The organism is Bacteroidota bacterium (genome assembly GCA_037133915.1).
In the GTDB taxonomy this organism is placed as follows: domain Bacteria; phylum Bacteroidota; class Bacteroidia; order Bacteroidales; family CAIWKO01; genus JBAXND01.
Genome location: JBAXND010000008.1, coordinates 17,308 through 35,748, shown reverse-complemented (window position 1 = coordinate 35,748; position 18,441 = coordinate 17,308). Strand labels below are relative to the sequence as shown.

Below are 18,441 nucleotides of genomic sequence, written 5' to 3'. Positions count from 1 at the left end.
GAATTATTTGATAAAATTATCAGTAAGCAACAACCATTTATAACAAATTTCCGTCTATGAAGTACTTTTTCTTTGTATATTAGTTATTAATTAGATATTTTTGTTGCTAAAATAAATAAAAACAAACCATTAGCCATGAAACGGAACCTTATCACTGCTTTTCTTGCTCTTTTCCTTTTTTCATTTTCGGCGAAAGCTCAGATTAACTCAGGATGGGAACAGGTTTTCCTGACGGTATCGGGTGGAAATATTCTTGATGGAGTAGAAGCATGGTATCAACAAGATACTTGTGATGGGGCGAATGTTGTTTATATCCGTTTTGTGAACACCAACCCTTATTCAGCTCAGGTAAGCTGGAACGACGGCATTTTTACACAGGACGAAAAATGGGATTGGAAACTTGGAACTTCCGACAGAAAATCGGTAGTGATACCTGCACAGGTAGGCATCAAGGGTGAATGTACACCTGAGAATGCACTCACCATAAAACTGAGCGACTTTGGCATTGCTCTTTCAGAATTTAAACGCTATGGCGTTCAGAATTTCACTGTATTAGGCTTATAATTTCTGTTGCAAAAACTTAAGTGATGAAGAGAAAAATCGTACGTTTTTTCATAATAGTGGCATTGATTTGTGCCGGCGCAAGCGGTATTAATGCACAGACAGCGACTGTTACTATTTATTATTCCGGAGCACAATCGTGGGGTTGTTGCAGTGTGTGCGGTACCGACTATATGTGTATCGGCACCAGCGGATGTCCTTGTTGCCAGTCATCGCAGCAAACCAAAACCTTTACCAATCCTGTACCTGCCGGTAATGTTATTACAGGAGTTACGGTTACCTATTATGCAGCCGACTGTTCGGCGCAAAACGTACCTACACAGATTAACGGTCAAACAATATGCACTGCTGTTAATTTAGGTTCTCACACATGCAACTGCGGAAGCTGCAACGCAGTAACCTGCACGAATACGTTTCCCTGCGGACTTCCTAATTACAATTACAGTGGGACAAATACATTATACGCCAATCCTCAGCCCTTCGGTACTGAGATTTGCACCCAACGCGTAGTTTTGACATTCAATTACCAGCCCGGCACAATCAACGGACCACCGACACCCGGTGCAATTACCGGTACCACGGCCGTATGTCCGGGTCAGACGTTTACTTATTCTATTGCTGCTGTAACAGGCGCCACATCCTATAACTGGACTGTTCCAGCAGGTGCTACCATAGTATCAGGACAAGGCTCCACATCCATCACGGTAACCTTTGGTGCGAATGCAGGTCAGATTTGCGTCACGGCAACTAACTCATGCGGTACCAGCGCACCCAGTTGTATTACTATTACGCTTGCACCAGCTCCGGCAGCGCCTGGAGCTATTACCGGACCCACGGTTGTTTGTCCGGGGCAAACTTTTACCTATTCTATTTCTCCTGTTACCGGCGCAACAACCTATAACTGGAGCGTACCTGCCGGAGCAACCGTTACATCAGGACAAGGCACAACTTCCATTACGGTGACTTTTGGCGCCAATGCAGGAAATATTTGCGTAACAGCATCGAATACCTGCGGCACGAGTGCTCCTACGTGTATTACCACGACGCTGGCACCGACGCCACCCGCTCCCGGAGCTATAACCGGTCCTCCGACAGCATGTCCTAATACCACACAGACTTATTCAATTACGGCAGTAGCCGGAGCAACCACTTATAACTGGACGGTTCCAACAGGCGCCGTAATAAACAGCGGACAAGGAACCACATCAATCAGTGTTACCTTCGGAACCACTTCCGGAACAATCTGCGTAAACGCCGGAAATGCTTGTGGCAACAGTGCAAATACATGTATGAATGTAACCATTAGCCCTCTGCCTACGGTTACCAATACACCCATGAGTCAGACTATTTGCAGCGGACAGACCACCACTTCGGTTACGCTTACCTCTGCTGTTCCGGGAACAACCTTCGCATGGACGTCATCGGCTTCACCGAATATTTCAGGTGCAGCAGCAAGCGGTACAAGTACTATTCCCGCAATGACGTTAATAAATTCTGATACAACAGCAGGAACAGTTACCATTACCATTACCCCAACAGCAAACGGATGCACAGGTACTGTGGCTACCTATACCATCACAGTGAACCCCACTCCCGTTATCACCAATAATCCCTTGTCTCAGACTATCTGCTCAGGTGATGCACTGAACATACTTCTGACTTCAAATATTTCGGGTGCCACATTCGCGTGGTCGGCGACCAGTCCAAGCGGAAACATCACCGGATTTACACCCAGCGGTACGGGGAATATTACTGATGTTCTTACGAATACGACTTCGAATCCAGGCACTGTTGTTTACCTTATTAATGCAGCGTATAACGGCTGTACCGGACCTCAGGGCAATTATACAGTTACAGTAAATCCGACACCCACCGTTACAAACAGTCCGCTTACGCTGACTATTTGCAGCGGACAGTCGACTAATATTATCCTTACATCAAACGTAACAGGTACCACCTTCAGCTGGACCGGCTCAAATACCAGTGGCACAATCACCGGCTTTAGCGGTTCCGGAAGCGGTAACATCAATGATATCCTTAATAACAGTCTTACTACCCTGGGTACTGTAACCTATACCATCACACCGACTGCCAATGGTTGTGTTGGTCCTGCGGTTAATTTTGTTGTTACGGTTGATACAAGTGCGCCTGTAGGTGTTGTTGTAACATCACTTCCTGTTAGCCCGATATGCTTCGGAACTACAGTAGTATTTGGCGCCACGGTTACCAATGGCGGCACAGCACCCACTTATCAGTGGCAACTGAATGGTGTAAACGTTGGTACAGGTGTGAATATTTATTCGGCCAATAACCTTCCGGTAGGAACGAATATCATTAGCTGTACGGTAACCTCTAACTCACCTTCGTGTATCACAGGAAACCCGGGAATTGGAGTAGATACCGTTGTTGTAAATCCCATCCCGAATACAACAATAACCGCTGCGGGACCGTATTGTGTTGACAGCCCATCAACGACACTTAGTGCCGCCACTGCCGGTGGAACATGGAGCGGAACAGGCATTACCGATGCCACCCTTGGAACGTTTGACCCTGCCACGGCAGGCGTAGGAACACATACGATAACCTATACCTTGACTGATCCGGTTACTTCATGCGTTGGTACTTCAACTTACAATATTATTGTAAATAATCTTCCTGCCATCAATTTCCCGAATTACTCAAGTGTTTGCGTGAACTCAACACCATTTTTACTGAATACGGCGACACCTGCGGGCGGAACGTATTCGGGAGCGGGAGTCAGCGCAAATACCTTTACCCCGTCAACAGCAGGGATTGGTGTTGCAACCATTACCTATACGTATACTGATCCGGCTACAAGTTGTGTGAACAGCGCGACACAAAATATTAATGTAATAAACGGAATCACTGTTACGGCCTTACCGTCGAGTGCGAATGTTTGTCCGGGACAATCAACAACATGCCTCGCAGCAGGTGCCGATACGTATGTATGGACGCCGGCAACGGGATTATCAAACAGCACCGGTCCGGCGGTTGTGGCATCACCCACCACCACGACTGTGTATACAGTAACCGGTACCGATAACGTGGGATGCACAGGTGCAGCAACGGTACTTATTAACGTATTCCCCTTGTCGGGACTTACATTCAGCACGGTGCCAAGCGAAGGCTGCAAGCCACTTGATGTTAACTTCGACTATGTTCCGGGTGTCAACATTGCTGATTCATCATGGGCATGGAATTTTGGTGATTTATTTTCGGCAAACAATACATCTTTTGAGTTGAGCCCGATGCATACCTATGCCAACGAAGGTACCTACACCGCATCGCTCACGGCAGTGACAACCGACGGCTGCACAGAAACAGGCGTTTCAACCATCAATGTCTATACAAAACCGGTGGCCGATTTCTACTTCTCACCATCGGTAGCTACTATGGACGATCCAAAAGTGAATATGGTAAATCAATCGTCGGGTGCCAATACCTGGTACTGGAATTTTGATGATCCTGCCTCAGGAATTCTCAATGAATCTACGGAGCACCTGCCATCGCATACCTTTAGTGATACGGGTACATTTAATGTCATTCTTGTTGCATCGAGCAACCATGGCTGTTCCGATACAACATCACGGCTGATTACCATTTTCCCACAGATACTGATATTTGCGCCCACGGCCTTTACCCCTGATGGTAATGGTTTGAATGAGTTCTTTATGCCAAGTATCCAGGGTCTTATCTCCAACAAATTTGAGATGCATATTTTTGATCGCTGGGGACAGGAAGTGTATGTCTGCACCGAAATAGGCAAAGGCTGGGACGGCTCCGTGAAAGGCAGCAGTACCATTGCTCCTCCGGCGGTATATACATGGATTGCCTACTACACCGACAACCTCAATAAGAAGTACAAGATAATGGGGAATGTGACTTTAGTGAGGTAGACTTGAGTCGTGAGTCGCCTGTCCGCCTCCGGCGGATGAGTCGTGAGTCGTGAGTCGTAAGTCATAAGACATAAGTAGAGAAACCGTACCCTTCGACAAGCTCAGGGTACGGTTTTTTCATTCATTGCGTTTCGGCGTTTCGACAAGCTCAACGACCGAAACGCAGGGATTTCCTGCACCTGACCATAGCCGCGCAGATATCTGAACCTTGCAGTTGCTCATATGAACATACCGGTCTGGTATGTTTGAGCTCGCAATCGCGAGGTTTTAGCCTCGGCAGGGCAAGGTTTTTCCTTGCAAACGCCAGCTTTGAATGACGGACACAGACTATTTCAACTTGCAGTTGCCGGCATTGACAGAGCTGTATCGTTACATATATATTCCATTCGCGAGCTTATTCCCTGCATAGAGGAATGTTGAAGATAGTTATGTGCGGGCTTTTAGCTTTGAATCGCAGGGTTTGAAATAGAAAAAGGGCCGTCCATAAAGACGACCCTTTTAACAACAAAAACCAAAACACAAATTATGAAATTATAAAACGCCCTGGTCGAGCATTGCATGAGCAACTTTGAGGAAGCCGGCAATGTTGGCGCCTTTAACGTAGTTCACATAACCTTCACTGTTTTTACCGTGTTTAACACAGGCTTCATGTATGTTCTTCATGATTTCGTGTAAACGTTTATCCACTTCTTCTTTGCCCCATGTCAGTTTCATTGAATTCTGTGACATTTCGAGACCTGAAGTTGCAACACCACCGGCATTGGAAGCTTTTCCGGGAGCGAATAGAATTTTATTGGCGTGGAATACTTCAATAGCCTCAGGAGTTGAAGGCATATTGGCGCCTTCGCTAACGCAGATACAGCCGTTTTTAACGAGTGCCAATGCATCTTCTTTACCAAGTTCGTTCTGGGTTGCGCAAGGCAGAGCAATGTCGCATTTTACTTCCCACGGACGTTTGCCCTGGAAGAACTGAGCATTCGGGAATTCGTATGAATATGGTTTTACGATATCCTGGTTTGAAGCACGGAGTTCGAGGAGATAGTCAATTTTTGCACCGCTGATACCTTCGGGATCGTAGATATAGCCGTCGGGACCACTGATGGTAACAACTTTTGCACCCAGCTGAGTAGCTTTGAGGGCTGCACCCCATGCAACATTACCAAAACCTGAGATAGCAACTGTTTTTCCTTTGAAATCGAGACCGCGTGTTTTCAGCATTTCTTCTGCAAAATACACATTACCGAAACCGGTAGCTTCCGGACGGATGAGTGAACCACCCCAGCTGAGACCTTTGCCGGTGAGAACACCAACATGCTCGTGGGTAAGTTTTTTGTACATACCGAACATGAAACCTATTTCGCGTCCACCAACACCAATATCGCCGGCGGGAACGTCCATTTCAGGACCAATTATTTTCCACAGCTCCAGCATAAATGACTGGCAGAAACGCATTACTTCAGCGTTTGATTTGCCTTTGGGATCGAAATCTGAACCACCTTTAGCACCGCCCATAGGAAGGGAAGTAAGGCTGTTTTTGAAAATCTGCTCAAATCCGAGGAATTTGAGGATTGAGAGATTCACACTCGGGTGGAAACGCAGACCGCCTTTGTAAGGTCCGATAGCGTTGTTAAATTGTACGCGGAAGCCTCTGTTTACATGAACTTCGCCTTTGTCGTCAACCCAGGGAACTTTGATTATAAGCAGACGATCGGGCTCAACAAGACGCTCGATGATGCCGGCAGCTTCGATCTGGGGGTTTTCATTCACAGTTTCCTCAATGGATTCAAGCACTTCACGAACGGCCTGCAGGTATTCTACTTCACCCGGATTTTTTTTCTCAAGGTCGTTCATAATTTTATCTACGTTCATCTCTTTGAAATTTAGATTAATATTAATGTGTTGTTTAAACTTTATAACTGTGTGATTGTGTAAATTCTTGTTAGTGATTTCTCTTTGACCGGTTAAATTCAGTTTCTTATATTAATATGCTTTGTTGTAACTTTTGTAACAATGTTAATGAATTAACAGTACAAAATTAATCATTTTCCGATATATGGCGACTTATTTGAAAAAATATTTTTATGCTAATAAATCGTTAATAATCTGAGGTTTATTTATGTATTGCCCACACAAAATTACATAATTAAGCATAGAAAGGAAGGAATGAAGAAAATATTTTAAGTTTTTTACGTATTTCGCTTATGTGATACACGGAAAGTCGAGAGTCGTGAGTCAAGAGTCGTGAGTCAAGAGTCGTGAGTCGTGAGTCGTGAGTCGTGAGTCAAGAGTCGTGAGTCGTGAGTCGTGAGTCGTGAGTCGTGAGTCGAGAGTCGGAAGATTAAGCAGAAAGGTAAAGGGTAAAGGGAAAACAGCCGGCTTATAAACCTGAATTATCAAATTGACTAATTATTGTTCCCTATTACTTATTACCTATTCCCTGTTCCCTGATTTACGTTCCCATGTTTGGTTTGAACACCACGCCCAGGCTCTTTTTACCGTCAATTTTAATCACCAGAGGTGTGGCAAATTGTATGTGACGCAGGTATTGGTCTTCATAGGAGGCATCAAATTTATTGAGATAGGCCACGTCAAAAAGTCCGTCGCCAACGTATGGATTTATAGTGAAATAGCCCACCCTGAAAGATGTCAGATTCTGAAAGAAATGCGTACCCTGACTGGGGTCAACACGATAACGGTCGAGCCCCGATTCAACGATGATGCGCGCTCCCGAAATCTGCGGCCATTTTACAGGAACCCCAAGCCACGGATCGCTGGACCCCCAGCGGCCGGGCGCTACCAGAATGTAGTTTTTCTTCAGTTTCAGAAATTCGGAATTGAGCCGGTCAATAGTATTGGCAATTTCAGGATTTTTTGAAGGATCAAAGGTTTCGGGCTTCACGTAAATAATATCACAAACATTAGAGATGACGCCGTTTCCAAGAGCCGAAGTAGAATAAATAAGGCAGTCTTCTTTCTTAACCGTGTCAATACTGATGTTCACCGATTCCTTATTATCAACTATGGGTCGAATCTGCAGGAAATTAAAAATCTTAGGCCTGCCTTTGGGAACATCCAGATTTGCAGCAAACTCTATTTCAACAGGATTGTTCATCTCGCGCTGACCGGTGTATAACAAGGTTTTCAAAATTTCCGCCAGCGGAAACATATTATAGTTAAGCAGGTTTGAATAGGTTATTATACGCTTGCCCGGGGAGCCGATACCATCCCTGATAGTATTGTTTTCCATATCAAACGTAGATGCTGCATATTTAAGAGCTCCATCGTGTTCTGCTTCTCTTATCGGCAGCTTCAGAATATTCACGCCATCGTCAACCGAGGGAATAAAACTGGAAGGCCGCAGGTCGAGTGCGTAGAAGCTGTTCTGGGTTTCGCGCAATGCCATTTCGGGCGATGAGAGCTGAATAATTTTCTTAGGATACGCAGGTGAAAAACGAAGTGTGGTTCCTCCGTCAACAATGTATTTCCCGAGACCATAAGCAAGATTTACCACACCGTCTTCGGCTTTTTCGGGATAGATAGGATAGAAATTAATGGAGCGTGCTACCCCCGAAAGTGCAGGATAGAAGCGGTCGCCGTAACGTGTTCCGCACACTTCCTGAAGGATAATACCCATCTTTTCTTCGTCAATAACATTGGAAGTTGCCGTCATGTAGGCCTTGCTGGCTTTGAAATACACAGAGGCATACACACATTTAATGGCATAGCTCAGCATCTCAATCATCTTGCGCTCGTCATTCTCTATTTTAGGAATAAAATAAGTAGAGTAGATGCCGGCGAATGGCTGATAGTGTGAATCTTCGAGAAGGCTGGAGGAGCGAATGGCAATGGGATTTTTTATAACGGTAATGAAGGCAAGCAAATCTTCATGAATACGGAACGGCAGGCGTGCACGGATAAAATTTTTCAGAATTTCCTCATCGGGCATATCGGAAAGACCAATCCTGTAGAGATTGTTTTCTTCCATGAACTCATCGAACACATCGGTTGTAAGAACCACCGTTCGGGGAATGGTAACGATGATATCATCAAATTTATCGAAGATTCTGTTTCTCTTAATCAGGCTGTCGATGAATGCCAGACCGCGGGCTTTGCCGCCCATAGAGCCTTCGCCGTTGCGCGCAAAGAAAATATATTCGTCGAAGCTGGAGCGGTTGAATTCGGCAATAATACCTCTGCCTTTATTCATCCTGTAACTTGCGATGGCTTCAAACAAATAGCGTTTTATTTCGTCAATATCCTGAAAGTCGTCGGGACGGACATACTTGAACATTTCGCCGATGGGGAAAAGCGCACGCGCATTGAGCCATTTCGAAAAATGATTGCGCTGTATGTGATAACTGAGAGAATCGTCGGGCACCTCAAATATGCGCTGCTGAAGGGTTTGCAGGTCCGATGCCCGGGTTATTTCTTCGTGGGTTTCGGGATTTCTGAAAATAAAATCGCCAAACGTAAGCTGTTCGTTAATGAAGTCGCGCAGCTCAATAGACAATGTTTTTGATTGCTTGTGGATGAAGTCAACATTGAGTTCATGCGCCACCACAGCGTTTTCGATGTCAAAGCTCTGAATCATCACCGGCATAAATCTGTCATCGGCCTTCACTTTTTCAACGAGCTTCACTCCTGCCCTGTTGTCTTTAACGCCGTCGCGTTTGAACGACATATCGGTAATTACGCCCAGCAGATTATTTTTGTATTTATCATACAGGGTAATGGCATCTTCATAATTCATGGCAAGCAGAATCTTCGGCCGGCCGCGCATTCTGAGCATTTTCTGATGCTCGTTCAGCCCTTCCATCATAAACTCCTTCGACTGTTTGAAGATGAGCTTATACAGCAATGGCAGGTAACTCGAATAAAAGCGAATGGAATCCTCGACCAGCAAAATTGACTGCACTCCGACTTCTTCCACATCAAACTCAACATTCATTTTATCTTCGATAAGTTTGATGATGGCCAGCAGAATTTCGGTATTTCCCAGCCAGCAAAAAACATAATCGATGGCGCTCATGTCGCCGCTTGCAAGGAGTTGGGTTACTTCGCGTGAAAACGGAGTAAGGGCAACGATAGGCTTTTTCGGGTATTTCCCTTTAATTTTTCGGGCAAGCTCAAACGGATCACTTACGCTGAGCATGGTTATCACCAGATCAATATTCTCGCGGTGCAGGATTTCAAATGCCTGCTCATAGTTGGATGCCATGATGAAACGTGGCGGATAGCGCAGGTTCAGCGATACGTATTCATTGAATATCTGCTCGTCGATGCGGCCGTCTTCTTCAAGCATAAATGCATCGTAGCTGCTGCAGATAAGCAGTACGTGATAAATCCGTTTCTGCATCAGCAGTTTGAAGGATGTGTCCTGGAAGTAATACTTCCGCAATGTCAGCATCTTGCTTAATGGCATATCGCTGTAGTTTATTTGAGTAACACAAAGTAAAGAAAAAAGTTTATAAAGTGTGAAAGTTTGTAACGTTTCTAAAGTCTATAAAGTCAAAATTGTTGGATTGCTGAATTGTTGGATTGTTTGATTGTCTTGATATTTTAGAAAAACGTAAAAATCATAGAAAACTGCAAATTCTGATATAATAGGCGGGAACGGCTCATTTCACCGGGACCAATAAGATACCTTTTATTGCTTTTAGTTTCTGTAAGCGTTGAACTGCCAGTATAATGAGGCATTGGGTCATCAAGAATACTCATTTTATGATTCATTGAAATCCACGCTACAGGAGAAAAGTCATAACCCAGTGTCATGGCCAGAGTCCCGGGGTTAAATCGCAATCCCAAGGCAATGGACGGAAGTATCATCCATGCTTCGTCCCTCTCGTCCATGTCCCATTGATTACCCTGGTCACGGCCCTGAAAAGAGTATTTATTAAGTGAATAAATAAATTTAGACTTAAGCCCCCAGACAGGAGAAATCAGAAATTTATTGTACAGTATTTTCGAGATTGGACGTGCATAGGCATATTGCAGTACATAATACTTTGATGTCAATCCCAATTGAGCGTATGGAGTTTCTATTTGCTTAGACCTAAATGCATTGAATGCAAACGAAATATCATGAAAATTCATCTTTTTACCTGACCAGGTAATTCCAATCATAGGACAGAAACCATTACTTGCCATGAAAGCATTTCGGTATATTTTATCCTCAGCCATAAATGGCGGAACTGAATCGCCTACTTCTCTAGGACATTTAATATTGGAATTCAAGGTGCGAATCTGAAAACCCACACACATTCCAATTGGAAAATAAATTTTATTTCTTCTGGAAGAATCGGCAATATGAGCAGCGGCAAACTCCGTATATGCAACTAAAATCAGGAGAATAAAAACAATCCGTTGCGAATAAATAATCCGGTTTATCATATCAAAGTGTTTAATACCAGCGAAGAACTAAATATTGTTGTATTGTTTGATTGCCGACTTGTTTAAAATAACATATTTATCAGTACATTTTTCCGGACCAAATCAACCGAGACGAAGAGCAATGACTCTTGACAAATACTAAACAATTAGCTTTTCCATTATCATAGTTCACTTCTCCAATTCCTTGACATCCATTCCAAGAATTTCCATTATTATCGAAGATAGTCACATATTCCCCGCGATAGGAACAGGTTTGAACAAATGCGTATATTTTTTCGCTGTTAATAATATATTCACTAATTGATAATTGCGGGTTAATATCGTCATCTGAGTAGTGGCAAATACAATCGGGTGTAACTTTTTTGAAATTCTGTATCTCAGTCTTTACCCATTTTGGAATATCGTCAGGGTAATCCTTTTTGCATTGGCTGAAAAACAATAAAAAGAAGATAAGCACAAAGCACTTTGGTAAAATGGTTCTCATGCTATTTTTTATTTTTGAAGGTGTAACCAATATCGAAAGAAAAATATGAAAAATAATATTTGAAAGGGTCGAATAAAAACTCATTTTTATACAGGAATATTTTAAATGAAGGAACTAAGCCTGCACGGAAGAAGAAGCCACCGTTTTCTCTTTGGTATCGAAATCCAAGCACTCGTGTAAAAAGGTATAATCTTGAGCCGTAAAGATTCTTTATCAAATGAATATCGCCGGTAAGCCCGGCACCAATCTCAAGACAATATCTTTTCCCAAAAAAATAATTTACTTCCAAAGGCACAATCAAAGATGAATTATATAATTCATCGCCGACATATTTCCTACCTATATAAATTGGCGTTAACGGATCAATAATATTTCTTTTATTTTGATTGTAAATCGTTGACAATAGTGAAAACGAAACGCCTCCCCTAACGCTCACTTTGTGAAACTTCTTAGCGAGAACAATCCTGTCATAATTTATAGACGATAAGCCACCATTACCAAAAAACTCAACAAAAATTGAATTTTTAGAAATATCATTTTTATGCTTACGGACAGTATCCACTTGTGCGACCAGAGGCGAGCTCATCATACAAATCAGAAGCAACTGAACAATCAGGTTTTTCATAACCAACATTTTTTTGTACTAAATACTTTCTACCAAATACTAAGTACTTTTTTTATCTATTCCGTTACAACCAACTTTTTGAATAGCTGAGTCCGGCCCATTGCCTGTATTCCATAAAAATAAATTCCGCTGTTCCACTGCGATACATCAACAGTAACATCTCCTGAATTTTGCAAAAGCGGAACGGTGTAAACCATTGCGCCAAGGGTATTGTAAACCTTAAGGGTTCCGCGGTGTTCAGGAATTCGGTAAGAGATTTTTACATTGCCGGAAGCAGGATTCGGAAGCGGTTCAGAAAGGAAAAACCCATCGCTTGCATTTTCCGACATTCCGACATTTACGGCATTCAGAACACTTACATCAACATCATCAAAATAAAATCCATCCGCGTTAACACCGCCATCAGAAACCAGCGTGAACTGCAGTTTTATGTTCTGCCCCAGGTAATCATTCAAATCAATTTCCTCCTTCACCCAGGTGTTTTGAATGCCGTCATACAAAGGCTGTCCCAATAACTGATTCGAAGTACCGTTCACGGTGTATTTTCCGCAAAGCGGCGTCCATGTAGCGCCACCATCGGCCGAAGCTTTTACCTGAACATAATCATATCCTTTTTCAATATTCCATTTTGTCCAGAAGCTCAGCAGCGCATATATATTATTTACAAGGCTTACCGAAGATGTCAGTGTAACTGATGAATTCTGATTGTCGCTGTAATTCCCCGAAGGCGAATCGGTAATGGATGAAGGTGCACTGTGGTAATTTGTGGTGCTTATCCCCCATCCGCCTGTTGTCCAGTTATTGATATTTGTACCTGCATCGGCAAACACACTCACTGCCTGACCGTAAATTTTCCGTATGGTATCTGAAACGCTGTAAAGCCCGTTGTTGCAGGAAAGCAAGTAAATGATTTCATCACCGGCAACGATAGACGGATTGAGTGTAAAGGAAATACTGTCGCTGCGGGATTCAAGCACATTCATGCCTGAAAAAGCCACAGAACCGCCTGTTGACAGTATATTTGAGCTTAGCGGAATCACCGATACGGTGAATGTGGCGGCACTCTGCCCCAGGCGCTGAATATCAAATTTAAAATAGCCATTCAGCTGAGGAACAAAGCGCGGTGATTTATCGGCAAGCAGCGCGTAACGCCCTGCAAATCGTGCCACATAAAGATTCTGTAATACATCGCCCTGAGCAATATCGTCGATACGTGAAGCGGCGGGCCAGAAGCCATCGTTTGAATTGCCCGCTTCAGGCGCCCATGCAATCATTTTGTTTTTTGTTGACTGCTCGCCGTAGAACCAGTCGATGGAGCCGCCATTGGCGGTATAGCCAAGCGTCTGGAAAGGCGTTCCCTGCAAATAGCCGTTCTCATGCACCATCAGTTGCGAATATGCTTTATACACATTCGAATCGGGCGTGAGCAGCGAAGCCATGTAACTGTAGGGATAAATCAGATAGTTTCCGTAACAGTGCCAGTCGATGGAAGTGACAAAGGAACGGCTTTCGCAAAAGCCTTTCATAATCTGGGTTTCGGGCTCGGAGAAGCCCGCAGTGCCTCTGTAGGTCTCGCTGCTTGTGGTGGGCGATGAACCTGTATTATCATATCCCCACTGATAGCCATAATTACGGTTCAGGTCGACGCCATAGGTGCCATCGCCGTTGTTGCGCCTGTTCTTGCGCCACATGCCGCCACCATTGGTATTTGTAGTATGATTGCGCTCATAGCCATCGGCATTTACACAGGGCACAAAATACAATTCCAGATTATTGAGCAGGTTATGAATTTCGGTATTTGTATTATAATTTTCAAGCAAATACCACATATAAAAAATCAGCTGCTGCATGCCCATGGGTTCCCGCGCATGCGTAAGCGCGGAATACAGCACTTCCGGCTCGGGCTCATCAACATCAGGATTATCGGATATTCTGACATAATATAAAGAACGGTTCTCAATGGTATGACCTGTGCCAACCGTCATTTTCTGGCTTATCAGATTTGGATAATGAAGCCGCATGCTGTCGAGCTGAGCAAGCATCTCCGTAAGGGTAAGATAACCGCCCATGGAGCCATGCACAAAATGCGCAGGCGTTTGCCAGACCGTGTTTGCGCAGCCCGATTGATTTACATTTTTTTCCTCATTCTGCGGAAGCGTATTTCTCAGTCTGTAATACTCAGAAACATCGGCAATCAAGATTTGGCAGGGAATATTATTATCTTTCAACTTCTGAATATCATCCGAAGAAATCTCCAGAATAAGCGCTCCGTCTTTATCGACAAAGCCTTCAGGAGGAATGCCCAGTGTCGCTATGCGCTCAATACTAATATTATTAAGTGAAACTTTTACGCGGGAATATTGCCCGGACTGAGCAAAAACCGCGGCAGCAATCAACATTGCCATGACTATAAGAAACTGTTTTTTGAGCATAAGCGGATTTATCAACAAATGATGCATTTCAAAGATAAAGAAACCAATGGAATAAATTAAAAAAAGGTATTTTTACCATCATGAATTTCAGAGTTTACAAATCATCGGCCGGTTCGGGCAAGACATTTACCCTTGTTCTGGAATATCTTGCGCTCGTTATTAAAATGCCCCAGGAATACCGTAGTATTCTGGCGGTGACCTTCACCAATAAGGCTGCCAACGAGATGAAAGACCGCATTCTGAAACGACTGAAAGAGCTTGCCTCCGGATCAGAAAGCAGCGATGTTGCGGTTATTCTGCCAAGACTTATCCAGCAAACAGGATTAAACGAAGCTGAGATCAGAAAAAACGCGGCTGAAGTACTTACGTTTATCCTGCACCGATATTCAGATTTTGCGGTATGCACCATCGACAGTTTCACGCATCGTATTATCCGCAGCTTTGCCCATGACCTGCATCTTCCGCAGAATTTTGATGTGGAAATGAACCCCGAAAAGCTCATTGCCGAAGCCGTTGACATGCTGATAAGCAAGGCCGGCATTGAAGATGCACTGACAAAAGCGCTGGTAGAATTTACGGAAATTAAAGCACAGGAAGAAAAGAACTGGAACATTGAAAATGACCTTGCCGTTTTCGCGAAAGCGCTTCTTGACGAAGATACGCAGCAGTATATCAGCCGGCTGAAACATATGCGTGTAGCGGATTTCATTAAGATAAAAAACAAAATTGCCGTTCTCCGGAAAACCTTTGAAAAAAATATTTCGACACAAGGTGAAGCCGGACTGAAACTGGTGAGTGATGCCGGGCTTTCGGCAGAATATTTTTATCGCGGCAAAACCGGCATCGTAAAGTATTTCGAATACCTGCGCGACTGCCGCAGCGATAAACTTGAGCCCAACAGCTATGTTTATGAAACCATTGAAGAAGATAAATGGTACAGCGCCAAAGCAGGAAATACTGAGAAAGCAGCCATTGACGGTATTAAAGACGGCATCCGCGCTGTATACACAGCTGCCCGTACACTCATTGATGCCGGTCTCGATAATTATATTGTCTACAGCGAAATCAACCGGAATATTTTTCCGCTGGCGGTATTGAATGAAACCGCGCTTCTGCTTGATTCTATAAAGGAAGAAAACAATATTATTTTCATCAGCGAATTCAATCAGCGCATTTCCGATGTTGTATTGAAAGAGCCTGTACCTTTCATATACGAGCGTGCCGGTGAGCGGTTCAAAAATTTTCTTCTTGATGAATTTCAGGATACATCAGTCATGCAGTGGCAAAACCTGCTTCCGCTGATAGACAATTCGCTGTCGAACGGTCAGTTTAATCTGGTGGTGGGCGACGGGAAGCAGGCTATTTACCGCTGGCGCAACGGTGAAGTAGAACAATTTGAACGGCTTCCCGAAGTAATTAAAAAACGGGGCGTTCTTGCCGACGATTATGAAGAATCGCTGTCACGAAATTATGAAGCGGTGATGCTTGATACCAATTTCAGGTCGTTGAGCACTATCATAGAATTCAATAATGATTTCTTCACCTTTATTCGGGAACACCTTGACGGTGCAGCGCAAAATATTTATGCGCATGTGGCGCAGAAAGCGCTTCCCTCTAAAAAAGGCGGTTATGTAGAGCTGCAGTTCATTTCAAAAACAGAAGATGATGACACAGACTTCGCAGCCCGTCAGTTTGATGCCGTAGAAACCATTATTGCGGGGGCTGTTGCAGAAAAATATGCGTACAAAGATATCACCATTATCTGCCGCTCCAATAACAACGCGAGTGCCACAGCCCGTTACCTTATCGGGTGCGGCATACCGGTAATCAGTTCCGAATCGCTGCTGCTGTCAGCTTCTCCCGATATTAATTTTATTCTGTCGGTTCTGCGGTGGTTCTCCAATACCCATGACGACCTCTCGAAAGCAGCGGTACTTGCTTGGCTTGTTCAAAACGGACATTGCGGCAAGCGCACACTGAATGAACTCCTCGGAAAACTGAAAGACGGTTTAGGTTTCAATGTATTGCTGCGTTCACTTGGGTTCGAAGTGCCGTTTAGCCGGCTGCTGAAAGAACCGGTATATGAGCTTTGCGAAGAAATAATCCGCATTTTCAAACTATCGGCCAAAGCCGACCCGTACCTTGCCTTTTTTCTGGATGCGGTATTTGAATATGCGGGAAAATATAACAGCAGCCTGTCGGGATTTCTGGAGTGGTGGGAAGATAACAGCGGCAGCCGCTCGGTAAAAGTGCCCGAAGGAACGGATGCCGTAAGGGTCATGACCATACACAAAGCCAAAGGACTGGAATTTCCGATTGTTATTTATGCCTTTGCCACTGAAAAATCGAAAAACACCAAAGCCGCGGCATGGGTGGAGCTCAAAGACGAAACCTTTGAAGAACTTCCGGTTGCCATGCTCCCGCTGTCGGCACGTATTGAGCAAACAAGGTTTGCTCCGCTCATGGCGGAAGAAAGAGAGAAATCGTATCTTGATTTTATCAACCTGCTGTATGTTGTGCTCACACGCCCCATTGACAGGCTGTTTGTACTGACCGATATGCCCACCAAAAAGCCCGAAACACTGAAGTGCGTACCTGACCTGCTCAGCTCTTTTCTTGGCTCGAGAGGTGCATGGAACGAAGAACAGCATGTGTATACATTTGGTGAAAAAGCCATCAATACCCGGGCAGAAAAGCCTGCCACTGCCGCAGCATTCACCGATTTTGTGTCAACAGGATGGAAAGGCAGAGTAACGTTGAAACTGCGGGCGCCCGAACCCAGCGACGAAGAGCGCAACAGACAGGTTCACGGGCAGACGTTTCACCGCATTTTATCGGAAGTAAGCACCTTTGATGATATTGAATCTGCCGTTGCAAAGGCTTTTGCAGAAGGGCTGATGAATGCTGACGAAAAAGACGGAATGCAGCAATACCTGCAGCGCATAGCAGATAATCCGGCTATTTCAGCATTTTTTGTTCCCGGACTAAAAATAAAAACCGAGTGTGAAATTATTGATTCGACCGGCAAGAGTTTTCGTCCTGACAGAATTGTTCTTTTTGAAAATCAAACGGCAGTCATCGATTTTAAAACCGGTTCACAGCAGGAAAGTCACACGCTGCAATTGCAAAACTACGCCTCATTGCTGGCTGAAATGGGTTATCGCAACATTGATAAATACCTGCTTTATCTGCATGACGAACCGCTACTTGTAAAAGTATAAGCTGCTGAAAAGTCAATATCCGTAATGTATTCAGGCGGTGTGGCTATTTATTTTTATCGTCCATATAAAGCTGAAGCAGGCGGGCGACGTATTTTCCGAACACATCAAACTCAATATTCACAACGCTTCCGGGCTTGAATGTGTGGAAGTTGGTGAACTGATGGGTATAAGGAATGATGGCAACGGAGAACATTCCCGGTTCCGAATCAACCACGGTAAGGCTCACACCATTCACCGAAATTGAACCTTTTTCAACCGTAATATTGCGACGGCCGGGGTCATATTCAAAATAGTATTTCCAGCTTCCGTCGTATTCTTCGACTTTAATGCATTTTGCGGTCTGGTCAACATGACCCTGCACGATATGCCCGTCGAAACGACCGTCCATGCGCATGCTGCGTTCAAGGTTTACCACATAGCCGGGCTTCCATGAGCCGAGATTCGTTTTATCCAGGGTTTCCTGAATGGCAGTTACCACGTACTGATTTTTTTCGTGATTTACATTTACCACAGTAAGGCACACACCGTCATGGCTCATGCTCTGATCGACTTTAAGCTCATTGCCAATAGCCGTTTCAATGGTGATATTTATATTTGCTTTATCGTGGTCTATGCTTACCACTTTACCCGTTGTTTCTACAATTCCTGTGAACATATCAGCTGTTTTAATAATTTATCATCACAAAATTAGTTTTTATCGGTCAAACTCAGTCACAATTATTATTTATAATAACTGATAAAAGTAATTTTTGTGAAATGTTACAATAATGATACTTCCGTATTTTCTATTTCACGTAAAGGCGCAAAGCAT

General features: G+C 44.0%; 10 protein-coding genes. 3 read left to right on the top strand and 7 right to left on the bottom strand.

Annotation, left to right across the window (positions count from 1 at the left end; genetic code table 11):
- Positions 1-135: 135 nt before the first annotated feature.
- Complete coding sequence (locus tag WCM76_04320) at positions 136-564, top strand: hypothetical protein (protein ID MEI6764843.1); 429 nt, start codon at positions 136-138, stop codon at positions 562-564.
- Positions 565-587: 23 nt separating this feature from the next.
- Positions 588-4,478, top strand: coding sequence for a PKD-like domain-containing protein (locus WCM76_04315; protein ID MEI6764842.1), 3,891 nt, complete (start codon positions 588-590; stop codon positions 4,476-4,478).
- A 531-nt stretch (positions 4,479-5,009) separates the two neighbouring features.
- On the opposite strand, the gene gdhA is transcribed toward WCM76_04315, so the two are convergent.
- The 6 genes from gdhA to WCM76_04285 form a co-directional block, all read right to left on the bottom strand.
- Positions 5,010-6,347 carry an NADP-specific glutamate dehydrogenase gene (gene gdhA, locus WCM76_04310; protein MEI6764841.1) on the bottom strand — a complete coding sequence of 446 codons (1,338 nt, stop codon included), beginning with the start codon at positions 6,345-6,347 and terminating at the stop codon, positions 5,010-5,012.
- Positions 6,348-6,927: 580 nt separating this feature from the next.
- Complete coding sequence (locus WCM76_04305; protein ID MEI6764840.1) at positions 6,928-9,900, bottom strand: PEP/pyruvate-binding domain-containing protein; 2,973 nt, start codon at positions 9,898-9,900, stop codon at positions 6,928-6,930.
- A 137-nt stretch (positions 9,901-10,037) separates the two neighbouring features.
- Complete coding sequence (locus tag WCM76_04300) at positions 10,038-10,868, bottom strand: hypothetical protein (GenBank protein ID MEI6764839.1); 831 nt, start codon at positions 10,866-10,868, stop codon at positions 10,038-10,040.
- A 79-nt stretch (positions 10,869-10,947) separates the two neighbouring features.
- Positions 10,948-11,352, bottom strand: coding sequence for a hypothetical protein (locus WCM76_04295; protein MEI6764838.1), 405 nt, complete (start codon positions 11,350-11,352; stop codon positions 10,948-10,950).
- A 1-nt stretch (position 11,353) separates the two neighbouring features.
- Positions 11,354-11,977: a hypothetical protein gene (locus WCM76_04290; protein MEI6764837.1), complete on the bottom strand. Its 624-nt coding sequence runs from the start codon at positions 11,975-11,977 to the stop codon at positions 11,354-11,356.
- A gap of 56 nt (positions 11,978-12,033) precedes the next feature.
- Positions 12,034-14,382, bottom strand: a complete 2,349-nt coding sequence (locus WCM76_04285) for a M14 family zinc carboxypeptidase (GenBank protein ID MEI6764836.1) — start codon at positions 14,380-14,382, stop codon at positions 12,034-12,036.
- 107 nt (positions 14,383-14,489) lie between these two features.
- Here WCM76_04285 and WCM76_04280 point away from each other — a divergent pair, with 107 nt between their 5' ends.
- Positions 14,490-17,630, top strand: coding sequence for a UvrD-helicase domain-containing protein (locus WCM76_04280; GenBank protein ID MEI6764835.1), 3,141 nt, complete (start codon positions 14,490-14,492; stop codon positions 17,628-17,630).
- A 43-nt stretch (positions 17,631-17,673) separates the two neighbouring features.
- Here WCM76_04280 and WCM76_04275 read toward each other — a convergent pair whose 3' ends face one another.
- The gene (locus WCM76_04275; GenBank protein MEI6764834.1) at positions 17,674-18,285 is read right to left on the bottom strand and encodes a riboflavin synthase; all 612 of its coding nucleotides are present in this window, start codon (positions 18,283-18,285) and stop codon (positions 17,674-17,676) included.
- Positions 18,286-18,441: the final 156 nt, after the last annotated feature.

Coding starts and splice junctions, on each gene's coding strand:
- WCM76_04320 (MEI6764843.1), top strand. CDS start 136: ATGAAACGGAACCTTATCACTGCTTTTCTTGCTCTTTTCCTTTTTTCA.
- WCM76_04315 (MEI6764842.1), top strand. CDS start 588: ATGAAGAGAAAAATCGTACGTTTTTTCATAATAGTGGCATTGATTTGT.
- gdhA (MEI6764841.1), bottom strand. CDS start 6,347: ATGAACGTAGATAAAATTATGAACGACCTTGAGAAAAAAAATCCGGGT.
- WCM76_04305 (MEI6764840.1), bottom strand. CDS start 9,900: ATGCCATTAAGCAAGATGCTGACATTGCGGAAGTATTACTTCCAGGAC.
- WCM76_04300 (MEI6764839.1), bottom strand. CDS start 10,868: ATGATAAACCGGATTATTTATTCGCAACGGATTGTTTTTATTCTCCTG.
- WCM76_04295 (MEI6764838.1), bottom strand. CDS start 11,352: ATGAGAACCATTTTACCAAAGTGCTTTGTGCTTATCTTCTTTTTATTG.
- WCM76_04290 (MEI6764837.1), bottom strand. CDS start 11,977: ATGAAAAACCTGATTGTTCAGTTGCTTCTGATTTGTATGATGAGCTCG.
- WCM76_04285 (MEI6764836.1), bottom strand. CDS start 14,382: ATGGCAATGTTGATTGCTGCCGCGGTTTTTGCTCAGTCCGGGCAATAT.
- WCM76_04280 (MEI6764835.1), top strand. CDS start 14,490: ATGAATTTCAGAGTTTACAAATCATCGGCCGGTTCGGGCAAGACATTT.
- WCM76_04275 (MEI6764834.1), bottom strand. CDS start 18,285: ATGTTCACAGGAATTGTAGAAACAACGGGTAAAGTGGTAAGCATAGAC.